Origin of the sequence: Kitasatospora sp. NPDC087861, from assembly GCF_044742585.1 — a bacterium.
Classification (GTDB): domain Bacteria; phylum Actinomycetota; class Actinomycetes; order Streptomycetales; family Streptomycetaceae; genus Kitasatospora.
The window spans coordinates 1-16,764 of the sequence record NZ_JBIUUS010000069.1; the positions used below are offsets into that span (position 1 = coordinate 1).

Sequence of the window (16,764 nt, forward strand, 5' to 3'; positions counted from 1 at the left end):
CCGACGAAGGACGGAGGCAGCTGACGTCACTTAATGTCCCGTTGATACTCGTTAGGCATGTGAGTATCAACGTAGTTGCCTCACATAACAGAAGCTCTGACACAACGGAAGATAACCCACGCACGCGAGTACGTGCACCAGTACGACCGCAGCGGCGGCCGCCAGGCCTCCGGCCCCTTGTCGCCCTTCGACCTGTTGCTGACCGCGGACACCGCGACCAGCTGAGGCTCCACCAGGTCATTCGCAAACTTCTTCCTCGTACTGGTGTCCCAAAGATCGGCACCACTGCGCCAAGCGTTCGCAAGTGGCACGACGTGGTCGACGTCAAGATCCTTTGCGTTGGTGAAGGTCTTGTCGTCGTACGGGCTCACCCAAGTGCCCGAAACGGCCTGGCACTTCTCGTTCTGGACGACGTCCTGGCCGTCACGCTGGAGGACGACCTCGCGGGTGTCGCACTCCCCGTACTGCTTGATCCAGTGAGGGAACTTGGTACGGCTGTAGCCCTCCATTGAGTGCGACTCGGCCACGGTCAGGCCGGCCAGCTCGTCGCGTGCCACGCCCACGGACGGAGGTTCGGGCAGTGCGCGATGTGCGGTCGTTGCCGTAGCGGCGGTGTCGGCGAAGGCGGGGCTCGCGGCGGGCAGGGTGGTCAGGGCGAGCGTGGCGAGGACGGTGGTGGCGCGGCGCCACGCGGTAGCGGTGATCATGGTCAAGCTGTACCGGCCTCGGGCGCCGGGTGACGGCTGTTCAGGAGGTTGTTCACCTGAACAGCCGCGCGCCAGCCGTATGCGGTTGACGCCGGGGCTCGGGGGAGCCGTTTTGGCGCATGGCCGGCGGGTTCTGGGAGCGGCAGCGGTCCCGTCGGTCCGGGTGCTGTCGTCGTCGCTGGGAGCGTGTCCGTCGGCAGTCGGCGCCGCCCGGGAGCGGCTGCGGTCGGCTCCTCTTTCGCGTCTCTCGGACGGGCGTGGAGCGGGCACCGCGCCTGACAGGTCGTCGGGTGGCCGTGCTGGGTGTCGCCGCATCCGCCCCGCTGGTGCTTATCTCACTTGCTAAAAAGGCATTGACAGGGTGATGGTCGGGCGTAGAGTGGTAACGCATTTCAATCTAGCTCTATAGGCACTGGAGTTCGGGTGTTCGTGACGACGGGCCAGGCGGGTTCGGCACTGGGGTGCTCGATCCCGACGGTGAAGAAGCTCATCGGGACGGGGGTGGTCCCCGGCGTACGCGACGCGGGCCGGCAGGTGTTCCCGTTCTCCGCTCTCCAGGCGCTGCAGCAGCGGCCCGCCGCCGATCTCACCGCGGTGGGCGCTGGTGAGGTCGCGGTGCTGCGGGCGGACGCCCCGGCGCGGGTGGACGAACCCGGCCGGGAGTGGATCGGGTTCGGCACCATGCTGGGTGCGGCGCAGCTGCTGGCCGGGCTGAACGGCTGGTGGCGGTGTGCCCCCGCCCGGGTGGCGGCGGCCGGGGTGCTGCCCGTCACGGTCGCCCACTTCGTGGTCGCCGTGCTCACGAACCTCGACGACTACGACGCCCAGGGCGAAGGCCGCGACGCCCGGTTCCGGTTCACGAAGGCCCGTCTGGCCGGCTACGTCACCGACCTCACCGCCCCGGTGAACGCCGCCGACCCGGCCGACCCGGAGGACGCCCGCGTGGCGGGCCTGCTGCTGGGCACCCGCCTGGTCTCGGTTTCCGGTGGCCCGATCGCCTACGTCCCCACCACGACCACCGCCGACCAGCCCGCGACCGAGGGGGAGTGACCCGCTGATGGACCGTAAGACGTACACCGCCGAGCTCGCCGGTCTGCGCGAGCTGCGCACGGAGATCACGGCCGCCGAGAAGACGGTCGCGGCCGCGCAGAAGGAGCTGGACAAGCTCACCACCCAGCGTGCGCGCCGGGTGGCCGGGCTCGCGGGGTACGAGGGCGCCCAGGCGCCGGCCATCGCGAAGGCCTCCGGGCTGTCGGTCGGCGACGTGGTGCGGATCGCTCCGCTGCTGGACCCGACCCCGGCCGCCGTCCGCGCCGCCAAGGCCGACGACCAGGCCGCCGACGCCGTGCCCGCCCCGGCGCCCGTGGCCGAGGCCGCGCCGGTCGCCGAGCCCGTGAGCGCGGTCGCTCCGGCGCTGACCCGCCCCGCCGTCGTCGTCGGGCAGCCGACCCCGGCCGCCCCGGCCGCCCCGGCCGTCGAGGAGCCGGCCGAGGTCGAGGACCGGGTCGTCGTCGAGCAGCCCGCCCCGGCCGCGCCCGTCGCTGCTGCGCCGGTCGTCCCGGCGGCTCCAGTCGCTCCGGTCGCTGCCGGGCCGCGCGAGCTGCCCACCCTTCCCGAAGGCCCGGCGGGCGCGCGGTTCGAGGCCATCACCACCGGGCTGGTGTCCAAGCGCCCCAACTTCGTCCAGCAGGCCCGCAGCACGGTGTTCCTGGACGCCGCGACCGGCGACCTGGCGGTGCGCGACCGCGTGGTCCGGCTCGACCTCGGCGCCCGCACCCCGGGGGAGATCCTGGACGCCGTCCTGGCGACCGCGCCCGGCACGGAGCGGGTCTACATCACGTCCGGCGCCCCGTGGCACGACGGCGCCGAGCGGTACAGCACGCTCAAGGACGCGGTGGCGGCCTGGCTGAACACCCCGTCGGAGCGGTGGACTACCGCCGTCGGCAGTGGCCGGGACAAGCTGGCCGGGCACTTCGTGCACCAGCGCCAGCCGGTCGGCCGCTACGCCCCCGCCGCCGCCCCCGACAGCGACACCACGGAGATCCGCTCCATGGGGGAGTGGTTCGACCCGGACGGCGCCGACGTCGTCACCTGCCGCCAGGCGTTCACGCTGCTGTGGCAGGCGCTGCGCCGCCACTGGGACGACGCGGTCCTCATGGGCTCGCCGTCGCAGACCGGACGGGACCTGTGGTCGCGCACGATCCCGACGACCGGCAAGTGGGCCGGTGGCTACCCGGTCCTGTCCGAGGAGCTGCGCGGGCTGCTGCACGCGACCGGCGGCCAGGGCCGCACCGAGCTGATCCTGCCGCCCCGCGTGCCGGAGCAACTGCCCGCCCTGGTGGAGTACGACCGCACCTTCGCCTACGCCAAGCACCTGTGGAAGTCGCCGGTCGGCACCCCGCGCCGGATCACCGCCAGCGCGTTCGCCGCGATGACGGAGGCTGAGCAGACGAAGGCGCTGATGTCCTGCTCGCACTGGAACGTGCGCGTCACCGTCCCGGCCGGGTGGAACCACGTCGGCCTGCTCCCCGCCCCCGTCACCGGTGACCGTGCCTGGATCTACCCCTCCGAGCCCGGCACCACGTTCACCACCTGGGCAGGCGGCGCGGAGATCCACCTCGCCCTGTCGAACCACCTGATGCCGTGGAAGGTCGAGATCCTCGGCGGCCTGCTCTTCGAGGACGGCAAGCCGCTGGACGAGTGGGGCAAGCGCCTCAAGGCCGCGTGGGCGGACCTGACCAACCTCTCGAAGCTGCACGGCGACGAGCGCCAGCGCCAGGCGGCCTACCTCGCCTCCCGCGCGGTCCGCTCGGTGCTGCTGTTCGGCCTGGGCGGCTTCGCCCAGCGCCCGCGCCTGGTCTCCGGCACCACCCCGCTCGGCGAGGCGCTCCCGGCCGGGGTCGAGATCCTCGGCCAGGACGACCAGGTCGTGACCTGGCAGCGGCAAGCCGGCTTCTCCCGCGACCCCTACGCCCACCCCGAGTGGGCCGCCTACGTGTGGTCCGGCGCCCGCGCCGCGCTGCTGGACATGAAGTACCGCCAGGGCAAGGAGGTCATCGGCTACGCCGGTGCCCTCCACGCGAAGCCCGGCACGGTCGTGTACTTCGGCACGGACGGCATCGCCCTGACCGAGCGCCAGCCCTGGCCGTACCGAGGGGAGCCGGGTGACTACCTCCTCAAGGGCCACCTGACCGGCCCGGTCGAGCACCCGACCAGTCAGGAGCAGTACCTGAAGCTGCGCGGCCTGGGCCGCGCTGAACTCGCGCAGACGGGAGCTGACCAGTGAGCCCGGCCGACCCGAACAACCCGAACGAAGCCGCGCGCCTGACCCAGGAGCTGCTCGACCAGGGCTACACCAAGCGCCAGGTCGCCAAGATGCTCGGCCGCGACGCCTCCCTCGTCTCCCAGTTCTTCACCAAGGGCAAGGGCAAGGCGTTCGTCAGCGCGCTGCGCCAGGTCGTGCGCGCGGTGCGCGGCGGCGAGCGGGACCCCGAGGCGCTGTCCGGCATTGCGGAGGCGAACACCACCCGGCGCCGGACCAAGACCGGGCAGAAGGCCCGGGTGCGGGGCAAGGACGTCGTGGGCGAGGCGGGCGGGTCGATGGCCGGCCGGGCGGGCAAGCAGGCCATCAAGTCCGGCGCGAGCCACCTCGCCCCGGTGGTGCACGAGACCGGCCAAGCCGGCGGCCGCCTCGCCTTCACCGTCCGGATGAAGGCCGACCAGTACGTCTACTCGGCCGGCTCCGAGCAGGACTCCGGCGGCATCCGCCGCGGCTTCATCCCGCGCTCGGACGGCACGGAGGAGCGCACCTACGGCTCCGCCAGCACCGGCGGATTCGACGCCGCCGAATGGTCCCAGCGCGTCGCCGACCACCACGGCGACGTCACCGAGGCGATGCGGGCCTGGCTGGTGGAGACCGGCCGCGCCGTCGAGGACGCCGACATCGCCTACCTCGAAGTCCGCGGCTGGATCCCCGAGGACCAGCAGTAGTCCGGGCGGCCTCTGTGACCGAGCGCTTCATCTGGCGGATGCGCGGTCGAGTTGGCGAGTTGAGCACCGACGTTCCCGCTGGTCAGCAGACCGCGATGCTTCAAGGCTCCACTTCGCGGCGAGCGCCTTCCGGCGTCGTCGCAGGTCAGCCGGCTTTGCTCAACCCGCCAGATGAAGCGCGCAGTCACAGCCTCTCCCCATCCATGACCTGGCCCCGGGGAGAGGCCGCCCGCCCCGACCCTCCCACAGCACCGAGCGCCTCGCCCCGCCGTCTCAGCATCCGAAGGAGAAGCACCGCCGTGGAGACCACCACCGCCACCGAGGCCGACGTGCCGGCCGCGTTCCGCGCCGCAGCCGCTCAGCCGGTCCCCGCCCAGCCGTCCGGAACCACCGCAGCGAACCCGCTGCCGCTGCACTGGTTCCAGAAGGACGCCGTCGCGGCCGCGGTGCGCGAGGTGAAGGACGGCGGCCGCGCCACCGTCGTCGCGGCGACCGGCTCCGGCAAGACGCTGATCGCCGCCGGCTGCGCCCGCCGCCTGGCCGCGCGGGGCCGGGTACTGGTGCTGGTGCCGACGATCGAGCTGCTCGAGCAGACCGCCGAAGCCTGGTCACTGCGGGGCGGGCGCCGGGGCCTGGCGGTGGCGGCGTGCTCCCGCGAGGAGGCACTGGAGAGCGCCGAGGCCGGCGGCCGGGTCCACGCCCAGGTGACCACGCAGGCCGTCCGGATCACCGACCTCGTCAACGGCGCCCCCGACAATCAGCCGGTCACCGTCTACGCCACGTACGCCTCGCTGGAGCGCATCGTCCAGGCCCACCAGGGCTGGGGGCTGGCCCAGTGGGACCTGGTGGTCATCGACGAGGCCCACCGAACCGCCGGCGCCGAGGGCAAGGCGTGGGCGGCTGTCCACGATGATGCCCAGGTTCCGGCGAAGCGCCGGCTGTACTTCACCGCCACCCCGCGGATCGCCGACGACCGGCGCGCGAAGGACGGCCTGGCCGACCTCGCCGACACCGAAGGCACCGAGAAGCTGCCCGTCCTCTGCTCCATGGACTCGGAGGAGATCTACGGCAAGGTCTGTTTCACCTGGACGCTCGGACAGGGGATCGAGCACGGCTACCTCGCCGACTACCGCGTGCTCGTGCCGGTGGTGACGGACGAGGACCTGCGCGAGCTGCTGAACCTGCCCGCCGTCGCCGACCTGCGCTCCCAGCGCAGCAACGAGGAGCTGCTGCGCCTCGCGTTGCAGATCGCGGTGCTGCGCGCGGTCGCCGACCTCGGCCTGCGCCGGGTCATCACGTTCCACTCGCGGGTGGCCGGGGCGCGGGAGTTCGCGAGCACTCTGCTGGACGCCTCGGAGCTGCTGGAGGACGCGGAGCGGCCGGAGCGGATCTGGGCGAAGGCGGTGGCCGGCACCGACCGGCTCAAGGACCGCCGGGCCGCGTTCGCCGACTTCAAGGCCCACACCGGCGACGACGGCGAGGAGTGCGGCATCCTGTGCAACAGTCGACTCCTGACGGAAGGAATCGACGTCGCCGCCGTGGACGCCATCTGCTTCGCGGACCCGAAGTCGAGCGTCATCGACATCGTTCAGGCCGTCGGGCGGGCACTGCGCCAGTCCTACCGGCAGGGCAAGGTGTCCTGGGTCATCATCCCGGTCTACCTGCCGACGCCGGAGGTCGGCGACGACACCGCCACCGCGCACCCGGCCGAGGTCCACGACGCCGGCGAGGCCGTGAAGGCCGAGGCCGACGCCGAGATCGAGGCCAGCTCCTTCCGCACCATCTGGCGAGTCCTGCGCGCCCTGGCCGCGCACGACGCCCGGGTGGTCGGCCGGATCACCGAGCTGCGCGCCCACCGTTCCCAGGGCACCGCGCACGCCACCGCGGCCAAGGCCTCCGAGGGCGAGGCCACCGAGCCCGGCGGCGAGGGGGAGCAGCCGGCGGTGCCGGTGGAGTCGCCGATCGAGTGGCTGAAGATCAACGCCCGCCAGCACGCCGCGCAGATCCTCCAGACGGTGAAGTTGCGCGCGTTCAACCCGCGCGCGGTCGAGTGGCAGCGGATGCACGCCGTCGCCGCCAGGTTCCACATCGAGCACGGCCACCTCGACCCCACCGACAAGACCAAGCACGCCGAGCTGATCTCCTGGCTCACCCGCCAGCGCCACCTCAACGGCCAGGGCCTGCTCGACCCCGCCCGCGTCAGCGAGCTGGACGCGCTCGGCATGATCTGGTCGAAGAACGCCAACGCCTGGGAGCGCGGCTACGCCTACGCGCGGGCGTTCCACCGCCAGCACGGTCACCTGGCGATCCCGGCGACCGTGAAGCTGGACGACTACGCGGTGGGGGCGTGGATGCGCCGCCAGCGCAAGGCCGACAACCTGACCAAGGACCAGATCGCGAAGCTCACCGGGCTGGACGAGCTGTGGCGGTTGGAGCCGGACTGGAACCGCTCCTACCGGCGCCTGCTCGCCTACCTCGCCGCCGGCGGCACCCTGGACGGCCCGGCGAACCGCACCGGCCTCGCAGGCGACCCGGCGTTCCGGCCCGGCACGTGGCTGCGCAAGCAGGCGACGGCTCGCACCGACGGCAAGCTGACCGACCACCAGAGCGCGCTCCTGGACGCGCTCCACCGGCACGCCGAGACCGTCACCGGCTGACCCGCCCCACACCCGACCCTGCCGCACCGACCCGCCGTCCCGGCCCGCCCAGGCCGAGACGGCCACCACCCGGAGGAGACGAGTGACCACACCCGAGACCGCCCAGCCGGCTGGCAACGACTGGCGGGAGGAACTGGAGACCACCCGCCTGGCCCGCCTCGCCGTCGCCCGGCTGCGCCGCGGCCTGGCTGCCGGGACCGACCCGGATCTGCCGCCCGGTCCGGAGCTGGCCGCGCTGGTCGCCGAGTTCGACCGGATGCGAGCGGCACTGGCCTCGTCCTGGACCCGGGCGGCGGACCTGCTGGAGGCCGTCCCGCACCACCCCACCGCGCTGACCGGACCGTACTGGTACGGCCAGGGCTGGGACGAGGCGGTTCACCACCTGCGGGACCTGGCCGACGGCATGGAGCCCGTGTCGAGCCGACTGTCCCCGCGTTCCGACGACCCGGAAGGCCGGCCGTGACCGCCGACACCACCACCACCCCGACCAGCACGCTGCCCACCCGCACCGGGCACGACCGGACCCGGCGCCGTCAATCTTCGCCGTCCGTTCAGGTCGTGTTGCTGGCGGGATGACCGGTCTGTGGTGCGTCGGCGGGCCGGGCGCGGCCGAGGGCGCGGAGGAGTTGCGCGGGCGCGGACTCGTCGGCCTCGGGGATCTCGGTCCGGTCGCAGAGGGCGTACACCTCGGCGCGGTCGACGAGGCCGTCGAGCGCTTCCAGGTCATCGGCGTCGATAGCGGACCAAGGCGTGCGGGGTGCGCGGAGGAGCTTGGTGAGCAGTACCAGCAGATCCCAGGTGCCGTCGTCCAGGCGTCGGCGGACCCACCTGCGGGCGCTGGCGGGATCGAGGCGGCTCCACCGCCACAGGAGAGAGATGTCCAGATCTCCGAGCTCGTCGGCGGGTCGCCCACCGGCCGTCGCGAGGTGCTGCTCCAGGCGGCCCAGCACCGCGGCGCGCGCTGCCGCGAACCACTCGTCGCTCTCCTGCGCGAAGGCGGGTTCGGTGTCGGCGGGCTGGATGGCGTTGCGCAGGACCACGCCGGCCAGGTCGGCGCCGCCGGCGGAGGCGGCCATCAGGTCGAGGACCTCCACCCGCTCGTCGGCCGCAAGGGTACGGAACAGGTTCTGCGCGAGGACGATCACTGCGAACTCGGGGCTGATAATCACCTCTTTCTCCGCGGTCAACGACGCGAACAGCTCGGCCATCTGGATCAGCAGCTGCCGGGAAGGCAGCCGCCCCCCGACCTGCAGCCGCTGCTGGATGCGCCTGGCGACGCGATGCGTGTCGTCCTGGAACCTGAGCCACAGCTCGTCGGCCTCCGCACCGGAGATAGCGGATTCCACCTGGGCGAGAGCGGCGGCGAGCACGGCGTCGGGCAGATCGTCGTCCGGCACCCCGAAGACGACGTACCGGTCGAAGTAATCGCCGCTCCCGATTCCCCGGCGTGCCTGCGGCGGTTCACCGCTGACGCCGCCGCCCAGCTGGCCCGCGAGTCTCGGGAAGAGGCTGGCCAGCAGACCGAGAACACCATCAAGGTGCCCGGGGTCGACGCCGGCCTCCTTTAGCCGGGTGCGCCACAGATCGGCCAGCTCGTCGCGTTGCCGGCGCTCCTGTGCGAAGAGGGACGTGCCGCTGCCAGTGAGTTCGGCCCGGTGGCGACTGAGGAGCCGGTAGACCCCGGGCTCGCTGGTCCGTAGGAACGTGACGAGCAGGAAGTCGACGAGGTCGACCTCGCCCGCCAGATCTCCGAGCGACGCCGCCGCCTGCCCGAAGAGACGCTTGATCGCCCGCGGCGTGAGCAGCCGGTCCTGCAGATACTGGATGTACGCCAGACCGAACCGTCGCTCCTCCGTCTTGGTCAGCGTCAGCTGGTGGTTTTCGAGCAGCGTGGTCAGGCAGCCGTCGACGAGCCTGATGGCGTCGCGTTCGCGGAAGGCCGGCAGGTCCAGCCGGACCTGCACGATTTTCTCCAGGAACTCGCTCGCCCGGTGCTCTGACCCTCCTACCAGATCGCTGCGGCTGAGGACGTCGAGGAGTGTCCGCTCGTCGAAGCTGATGAGGTAGTAGACATTAGGCAGGTTGCCGACGAGACGCACCAGCTTGAAGACCAGCAGCAACTCGTCGGGCGTCAGACGGTCCAGGTCGTCCATCACCACCAGCACCGGACGATCCGCCTCGCGCAGTGCTGTGTCAGCGGACTTCTTGGCCGCCGAGGCACTTGTGTCTCCGCCGATCCGGTTGGCGACGTCCTTGACTACCTCGCTGACGTCAAGTCCGAACAGGCCGCCGACCTTTCCTAGCGGGCTGATGGAGATACCGAAGTCCCTGACCTTCTCCCGGGCCACCGACCACCGGTCGCCCTTTGGCAGCGCGGCACGGATCTCGCTGAACAGCGCCGCGGTCAGGCTGTCGAGGTCGGAGTAGAGCCACGGGTTTAGCTCCGCCACCGACCACGACGCCGGCTCCGCCTCCCGAAGCCGGTGGAGCACCATCTTGAGCACCGAGGACTTGCCTGAACCCCAGGGACCTATCAGAGCGAGAACCCCGGACTCACTCTGATCCCTGACGTCCTGCAGAAGCCCGACGGTGTGGTCGGCATACCGCTCGTGCCCGAGCAGATCGGGAAGGTCCGCGCTGCCGTCGACCGGGTCGTCATTGAAAAATCTGTAAGCCACCCGCTCATCCTGCTGGGGTTGAGCGACTCCGGGAAGGCCTTGTACGGGCCCGCCTACAGCTCTGTCCACCCGCAGGCCCGCCCGCCCAGCGGGTGCCAGACCGGAGCCGACGGTCCGCGCTGCACTAGGTCCTCGATCCGGGCGGCCCCGGCCGGGACGGCGGCCAGCATCTCGGCGACGACCGGGTTCTCCTCGGGGGCCAGCCGCAGGTCCGCCACCGCCGAGCGCACCCCGGCGGCCGCCGTGCCGGCCAGGCCCACCCGCAGCCCCGGGAACGAGCGCGAGCGCTGTTCCCACGTCCGCCCCGGTCCGTCCTGGTCCTGCCTGCGCCCACCCCCGGGCGCAGGCGGCCGGGGTGCGCCGCGTTCTGCTCGCTGCGAGCCCGCCCCGCACCCGTGGGTGGGCCTTGCGCCGCGAAGCGTTCGTCGGTCTGGCCGTTCACTTCCCATAGGTGTGCTTCCACCGTGCCAGATGCTGGCGGTCTCCCTGCCCGGCCCCGTTGACCTGGGGGAAGGAGCGCAGGCTGGCACCGTTGTTCCACAGGCCGAGCATGTCGCGGTGCAGTGCCCAGATGCCGTGCTCGGTGCACAGGTTCTGGGCGGGGCGGGTGAACCGGGAGGTAGTGACGAACACGGCGACCTGGGCTCGGTGATGCTGGAGTGCCCCCATCATGTCGCGGATCTCCCGGGCAGAGATCGCGTTGCCCGGCGCGTACCTTTTGCACTGCACGATCATGTTCCGGCCGTCGGGCAGGACGCCCTTGATGTCGGCGCCGTTGTCGCCGGCCCCGCCGACCCGCTCCACCTGCGTGCAACCGTCCCGCCGGCACAGACCGGCCACGAAGTCCTCGAACTCGGTGCCGGTCATCCGGTCGACCTCGGCCAGCGTACGGTGCCCGGCCGCGACGGCGTCCCTCTCCCGCCACCTGCGGTCCTCCCTCCGGGCGGTGCGGTCCCTGCGCCACAGCGTCCACCCGCTAGCCCCAACGCCCGCGACCGCCAGGGCCACCACGACGTACACCCACACCAGGTGCCAGAACACGACCAGCAGCACGACAGCGACCGATACGCCGATCCCGAACACCTTCAGCCGGGCCTCCCGCCGCCTGGCCGACGCCGACCTGCGCTTCCTTCCCATCTCCGCCCCTCGCCTCCATCGGATCCGACCTGGCATCTCTCCCCCACGGACAGCCGGTGCGAACGCCGTGGAAGCCCGGAACTGATGCAACGCCAGGTACTGCGGATCCGCTGCGACTCCCCTGCTGCGCCCGGACGGCGTGTGGCAGGCCCCGGAGATCGGGGTGTGTTGGTCGAGGTCGACCGCTCGACCATGGCGGTGGAGCGGGTGGCGGCGAAGTTCACCGCCTACCGTGAGCTGTTCCGTGTGAAGGTCTGCAACAGCGACCCGGCCCGCGCCGAGGGCAAGCTGACCGACCAGCAGACCGCGCTCCTGGACGCGCTCCACCGGCACGCCGAGTCCGTCACCGGCCGATCCGTCCCGCACCCCGGCCCTCTGTCCGTTGCCGGCCCCGGTCCCCCGCCGGTCCGTCGTCCGACGGGCCGCGGAACCGGCGGCGGCGTCCAAGATCGCCGTGCGACACGGCGTCGGAGCCGTCGGCAGCACCACGGATACGTCCTTCAACGGGGGGTGGGCCTCGCAACGCCGACCTCGATCTGCCTACCGGTCAACCTGATATGCGAAGACTTTCGCGCAGCGCCTCGGCTCGGAGATCAGTGTACGGAGCCAGAAGTACCTCGGCCTCAGCCCGAGCAGCCAGCGCCCGCTCACTGTGCCCGCTTCGTTCCAGCGCACGGGCTAGGTGGGTCAGGACCGTGGCAACGATGACGGGGTTCGCGTACTTGCGGGCGAGTGCCACCCCTGGCAGATGGAAGTCGGCGGCTTCATCGGCGCGTCCCAGACCTTGTAGGGCTTGTCCGATCCCGTCGTAGATCAGGGCCTCTAAACGCCTGTTACCCATGGTCCGCGCGAGATTCACGCACTGCCAGTAGATTTCCAGCGCCTGCTCGCTCTCGCCACGTGCCAGCGCCAGTGCTGCCTGCTCACGCAGGACGTCGTACTCCAGCGCATGGAAGACCAGTCCATCGGCGATGATTGCGGCTGCCGCACACAGGTGCCCCTCAGCGTCCGCGAGCCGACCCAATTCCCGGAGGGCACCGGCAAGGTTGAGCGACACGTCGCCGTGCATCCGCAACTCGAGGTCGGCCTGGCGGCAGATTTCCAGAGCTTGCCGTGCCAGGTCGGCCGCTTTCTCGGGCTGTCCCATTTCGCGATAGGTACTGGCCAGGTTGTCCAGCGCGACGGCGCTCCACTCCTGCTGCCCCTGTTCGCGGGCCAGAACGAGGGTCCGCTCGAGGTACTCGACGGCCGTGTTCAGCTCGCGCAGCTCCAGGTGGATCCGACCCAGGCTGTTGGCCGCCTCCAGCATGCCGAGTCGCTCGCCGATTTGCTGGTGGATGTCGAAGGCAGCGCGGAAGCAATCGGTGGCCGGCCCCAGTCGGTTGCGCTTCCGGTGGGCGTAGCCCAGGATCTGGTGCATCGTTGCTTCGGCGCGATGGTCGCTCAGGCGTCGCGCTGCCGCGAGACCGAGTCGAGCCGTTTCGAGTGCGTCCTCCACGGCGCTGTGCGCGTCGTGTAGCGGATCCAGCGTCGCGGGCAGTTGCCAGGTGATCTCGTCGAGACCGGCGGCAGCCGTGGCCCGCGCGAGAGCCAGCAGATTGGTCCGCTCTGTGATGTACCAGTCCGTTGCCTGTGCGTAACCGGTAAAGGTGAGAGGTTCGACTGCGGGCTCGGGTGGCCCTGCGATCCGTGAGGGGTAGAGGTGCTGCACGTTGCGGACTGCGGCGTCGGCGGTGTGCAAGTACCACTGGGCGACGCGGGCCAGGGCCGCTTGCTGCTGCCCGGGACTCTCTTCCCGGCGGGCTTGGTCTGCTGCGTAGGCGCGCAGCAGGTCATGGAATTGATAGCGGGCGGAACCAGTCTGCTCCAGGAGGTGGGCGCCGGCCAGCAGGTCGAGGTATTTTTGGACTCGACGGTGTGTGTGGCCGGTGAGGGCGGCGGCCGCAGCGGTGCCGAACTCAGGCCCGGGGTGTAGGCCCAGGAGGCGGAAGACACGCGCGGCCGGTGCGGGCAGGGCGCGGTAGGACCAGGTGAAGACAGCGCGCACCGCATCGGCTTCCGAGTCGTCGTCGGTGGTCAGGGCCTCCCAGAGGGAGGATTCTTCTCGCAGGCCGGCGATCAGGTCGGTCAGGGGCATGTGCGGGCGGGCGGCGGCGCGTTCGGCGGCGATCCGTAGGGCCAGCGGCAGCCGGGCGCACAGCCGGGCGAGTTCGGCCAGGTGTTCGGTCTCGTCCCAGCGGCGGTAGCCAGCGGTGGCGGTGGTGAGAAGGTCGACGGCTTCGGTCTCAGTGAGTAGGCCAAGCGTGAGGCGGTGAGCGCCGTTGCGGGCGGACAGGCCAGACAGGCGTTCGCGGCTGGTGACTACCACTAGGCAGCCGGCGTCGCCTGGTAGCAGGGGGCGGACCTGTCCCACGGCGGCGGCGTTGTCGAGCACCACCAGCACCCGGCGCTCCGCGAGCAGCGAGCGGTACAGCTCAGCCCGCTCCTCCAAACTCGCAGGGATCGCGTCCGCCGCGATGCCCAGGGCGTGCAGGAAGCGTTCCAGTGCTGCCTCGGGGGCCACCGGCGGGCCCGGATCGTACCCGCGCAGGTTGACGAACAATTGCCCGTCGGGGAACCGGGCACGCACCCGGTGGGCGAAGCGCACCGCGAGCGAGGTCTTGCCCGCCCCGGCGGTCCCTGCAACCACCACCAACCGCGCACCTCCGCCCGGCGCGGTGGCCTCCAGCGCCTCCAGACGCTCAAGTTCGGTCGCGCGGCCCACAAAGCCGGGCGCCTCTCCGGGTAGCTGACGCGGCACCGGCCTCTCAGGCTGCTGGCGCGGCCAGGCGCCCGACGCAGGGCGCGCGGTCTGGTAGTAGACGACCTGCTGGGCGTAGCCGACAGCGAAGCCGCCGTGCTCGGCGGAGACGGCGGGGCGCCCAGCGGGCGGGGGCAGTGTGGCGTCGGGTCCGCTCAGCCCTGGGGCGGACCCGGCAGCGGGGGGTTTCCCAGTGTCACGTCCCCCATCCGAAGGGCGGCCACCGACCCGTGATCGGCCCGAACGTCCACGCTCCCGCCCACCGCCACACCATGGTCTCCCGCCGACACCGCGCCGCTGGCAGTGTGCTCCTGGACCAGGGCCCGCAATTCTGCCGCAGCGTGCTCACGCTCCGCGCCGGCCACGCCCTCCAACAGGCTCTCGAACCTGGTCTGCCAAGCTACTTCCTGGCGTAGCCGTACCTGTTCGGCCCCGGCCGATGCCGACGCCTGCAACGCGCTGGCCGTACTGTCCAGCCGCTCCAACTCCACGCGCTCGCGCTCACCGTCTCCACGGCTCAGCAACCGGGCTACCCGGGCCCGCAGCCCGTCCCACGCCTGCGTCCCGGCTGCCTGGACCACAGCCGTCCCACCCGCCGTGGCCAACGTCACCAGCACCTCCTCCAGCATCCTTGCCCTCTCGCTCGCACCGATGTGATAGCCCTTCGACCCTAGCCCCGTGACGGCGCCCTTCGGGGCGACTTCGAAAAGAGACCACGACCACTGCAGGGCTCGGACAGGGCAAGGGATCTCACGTTCCAAGAGCACCCCTGCCTCTCAGGCTCACCCGTCAAGGTCCGCGACAACGACCCGGCCCTCTGTCAACGGACACGCCCAAATCCCTCTCAGCGGACATTTCGTTTCCTTTCCAGCGGACAGCTGAGCTCCCTGCGCTGTGTGATTAGTTGTCACCTGTCCGGGTTAGGCCATGCTTCGAAATCCCGTTGCCGACCGAAGCGGCCGCATACGATCCTCCTGGCATGGACCTTCCACAGCCGGTGATCGAACTGGACGACCTGACGCTGCGCCGCTTCAACGGCGAGGCGGACCTTCCGGAGCTCTTCCGGGTCATCGAGGAGTCGCTGGAGCACCTGCGCCCATGGATGCCCTGGGTTGCTGAGCACAGCCTGGCCAAGACCACCGATTTCCTGGCCAGCCGCCCGGAACGCTGGGCGAGCGGCGAGGACTTCACCTATGCAGTCGTCCTCGACGGGGCCATCGTTGGCTCCTGCGGGCTGTTCCGCGGCGGCGACACGCCAGCCAACGGCCGCGAGATCGGCTACTGGCTGCACCCAGCCGCCACGGGCCGTGGCATAGCCACCCGGACCGCCCGCGCCCTGGTTGAACAGGCCTTCCGCCTTCCCGGCGTCGACTACGTCGAGGTCGTCCACGACGCAGCCAACCGCGCAAGCGGTGCAGTCCCGGCCCGACTCGGCTTCATCGAACACCTTCGCCGCCCAGCCGAGCGCCTCGCCCCGGCCGAGACCGGCGAGGATCAGATTTGGCGGCTCACCCGCCGTCAGGCGGAGGCTCTGGCCGCCGCCGACGTGTGTTGATGTTCCGGGACGGGAGCTCCGGAGCGGCGTCCTAGGCATGGCGGGTCTGGTGGTACCCGTCTATGTCGGAGTGAGCACCGGGGTGGTGCCGACGCTAGCTTGATGACATCGGCAGGCCGAGGCCGTACATCTCGACTGGTGTGTGGTGCTTGTCGACCCGACTTGCCTCAGGCCGCTGGTCGCCCAGTGCCGCGGTGACTGGCCGGGTCGGGCATTGGTCCGGTCGGCACTGGGATTCCGGTCGGGCCCAATCTTGAGGCTGTCGGCTGAGCCAAGGTCAGGCGAGTGGGACGACGCCCTTGCCGGCGGTGGCCTGCTGGAGGCGGAGGCTGGTGCCTTCGGTCAGCACGATGTGTGCGTGGTGCAGCAGCCGGTCGACCGCCGCCGTCGCCAGCGTCTTGGGCATGATCGAATCGAATCCCGAGGGATGAAGGTTGCTGGTCACGATGACCGAGCGGCGTTCGTAGGCGGCGTCGATCACGCGATAGAACGCCTCGGCCGCGGACTGCCCGCAGGGCAGCATGCCGATGTCGTCGATCTATGCGGATATCCGCATAGGTGGACGAGACGGGGCAGTTGTCGTCGGTGCACGCGCGGATCGCGGCCGAGTCGGCTGGGGTGTCGGTGCGCACGGTGTGGCGGTGGCTGGCCGAGGCCCGGAAGTCGGGCCGTGTGGAAGAGGCCCCGCGACGCGACGCCTTCACGGTCACGGACGAGTTGTGGGCCCGGCTTTCCGAGTTGGGTGGGAACGTGGCGGCGCTGCACCGGGAGCTGACCGCACGGGCAGGGAGCGACTCGGGGCGGGGGTCGGCGGGGTCGGTGCCGTCGTTGGGGACGCTCCACCGGGCGGTCCAGCGGGAACGGCGGGCCGGCCGTGTTCTGCAGGGGGTTCGGCCTGGGCGTGGTCGAGTGGATCCGGTGGTGTATGACCGGGCGCTGGCGGAGCTGGCGCTGCCGGGTACGGTCGATGAGGCCGGCCAGGCCCCGCCCGCTCCCCACACCGACCCTCTCGCGTCGGCGGTGCCTGTTCCGGCGGCCGTGTCCGATGGCTCTGCCCTGGCGGTGTCGTTGGGGGTGCGGTTGTACGTGCCGGGTGCTCACGTGGTTGCGACGCGCCAGCTGGGCGAGGTGACGGAGGCGCTCGCGCACACGGTCGCCGCGCGGGGGATCGCGTGCGTCTACGGGGATGCGGGGCAGGGCAAGACGGTCGCGGTCCACCGGGCCCTTGGCCTGCTGCCGA

At 71.3% G+C, this 16,764-nt stretch carries 12 protein-coding genes and 2 pseudogenes; 7 read left to right on the forward strand and 7 right to left on the reverse strand.

Annotated features, from left to right (window positions below; genetic code table 11):
• Nucleotides 1-80: 80 nt before the first annotated feature.
• The gene (locus tag ACIOJE_RS40085; RefSeq protein ID WP_400783464.1) at nt 81-707 is read right to left on the reverse strand and encodes a DUF1524 domain-containing protein; all 627 of its coding nucleotides are present in this window, start codon (nt 705-707) and stop codon (nt 81-83) included.
• 423 nt (nt 708-1,130) lie between these two features.
• Here ACIOJE_RS40085 and ACIOJE_RS40090 point away from each other — a divergent pair, with 423 nt between their 5' ends.
• The 5 genes from ACIOJE_RS40090 (at nt 1,131) to ACIOJE_RS40110 (ending at nt 7,817) form a co-directional block, all read left to right on the forward strand.
• Nucleotides 1,131-1,757: a DNA-binding protein gene (locus ACIOJE_RS40090; RefSeq protein WP_400783466.1), complete on the forward strand. Its 627-nt coding sequence runs from the start codon at nt 1,131-1,133 to the stop codon at nt 1,755-1,757.
• A 7-nt stretch (nt 1,758-1,764) separates the two neighbouring features.
• A complete protein-coding gene (locus tag ACIOJE_RS40095; protein WP_400783468.1) occupies nt 1,765-3,993 on the forward strand; it encodes a hypothetical protein in 2,229 nt (742 codons plus the stop codon).
• Nucleotides 3,990-4,697 (forward strand): helix-turn-helix domain containing protein, encoded by a 708-nt coding sequence (locus ACIOJE_RS40100; RefSeq protein ID WP_400783471.1) that lies wholly within the window; start codon nt 3,990-3,992, stop codon nt 4,695-4,697. The genes ACIOJE_RS40095 and ACIOJE_RS40100 overlap by 4 nt, the downstream gene beginning before the upstream one ends.
• A gap of 299 nt (nt 4,698-4,996) precedes the next feature.
• Entirely contained in the window at nt 4,997-7,354 is a 2,358-nt protein-coding gene (locus ACIOJE_RS40105) for a Helicase associated domain protein (protein WP_400783474.1), read from the forward strand.
• A gap of 82 nt (nt 7,355-7,436) precedes the next feature.
• The gene (locus ACIOJE_RS40110; protein WP_400783476.1) at nt 7,437-7,817 is read left to right on the forward strand and encodes a hypothetical protein; all 381 of its coding nucleotides are present in this window, start codon (nt 7,437-7,439) and stop codon (nt 7,815-7,817) included.
• An 88-nt stretch (nt 7,818-7,905) separates the two neighbouring features.
• Here the strand turns inward: ACIOJE_RS40110 and ACIOJE_RS40115 are convergent, their stop codons facing one another.
• The 5 genes from ACIOJE_RS40115 to ACIOJE_RS40135 all read right to left on the reverse strand — a co-directional run bounded on the left by ACIOJE_RS40115 (nt 7,906) and on the right by ACIOJE_RS40135 (nt 14,598).
• Nucleotides 7,906-10,032, reverse strand: coding sequence for a P-loop NTPase fold protein (locus ACIOJE_RS40115; RefSeq protein ID WP_400783479.1), 2,127 nt, complete (start codon nt 10,030-10,032; stop codon nt 7,906-7,908).
• A 53-nt stretch (nt 10,033-10,085) separates the two neighbouring features.
• Nucleotides 10,086-10,292: a hypothetical protein gene (locus ACIOJE_RS40120; RefSeq protein ID WP_400783481.1), complete on the reverse strand. Its 207-nt coding sequence runs from the start codon at nt 10,290-10,292 to the stop codon at nt 10,086-10,088.
• A gap of 178 nt (nt 10,293-10,470) precedes the next feature.
• Nucleotides 10,471-11,169 carry a restriction endonuclease gene (locus tag ACIOJE_RS40125; RefSeq protein ID WP_400783484.1) on the reverse strand — a complete coding sequence of 233 codons (699 nt, stop codon included), beginning with the start codon at nt 11,167-11,169 and terminating at the stop codon, nt 10,471-10,473.
• A gap of 547 nt (nt 11,170-11,716) precedes the next feature.
• Nucleotides 11,717-13,933, reverse strand: coding sequence for an ATP-binding protein (locus ACIOJE_RS40130; RefSeq protein ID WP_400783487.1), 2,217 nt, complete (start codon nt 13,931-13,933; stop codon nt 11,717-11,719).
• A 191-nt stretch (nt 13,934-14,124) separates the two neighbouring features.
• Nucleotides 14,125-14,598, reverse strand: coding sequence for a hypothetical protein (locus tag ACIOJE_RS40135; protein ID WP_400783489.1), 474 nt, complete (start codon nt 14,596-14,598; stop codon nt 14,125-14,127).
• Between the two features lie 350 nt (nt 14,599-14,948).
• Here ACIOJE_RS40135 and ACIOJE_RS40140 point away from each other — a divergent pair, with 350 nt between their 5' ends.
• On the forward strand, nt 14,949-15,524 hold the full coding sequence (locus ACIOJE_RS40140; protein WP_400783491.1) for a GNAT family N-acetyltransferase: 576 nt from the start codon (nt 14,949-14,951) through the stop codon (nt 15,522-15,524).
• 277 nt (nt 15,525-15,801) lie between these two features.
• Here the strand turns inward: ACIOJE_RS40140 and ACIOJE_RS40145 are convergent.
• A pseudogene (locus ACIOJE_RS40145) lies at nt 15,802-16,062 on the reverse strand (ATP-binding protein); the annotation flags it as partial.
• 20 nt (nt 16,063-16,082) lie between these two features.
• Between ACIOJE_RS40145 and ACIOJE_RS40150 the strand changes: the two are divergent.
• Nucleotides 16,083-16,764, forward strand: a pseudogene (locus tag ACIOJE_RS40150) (ATP-binding protein); the annotation flags it as partial.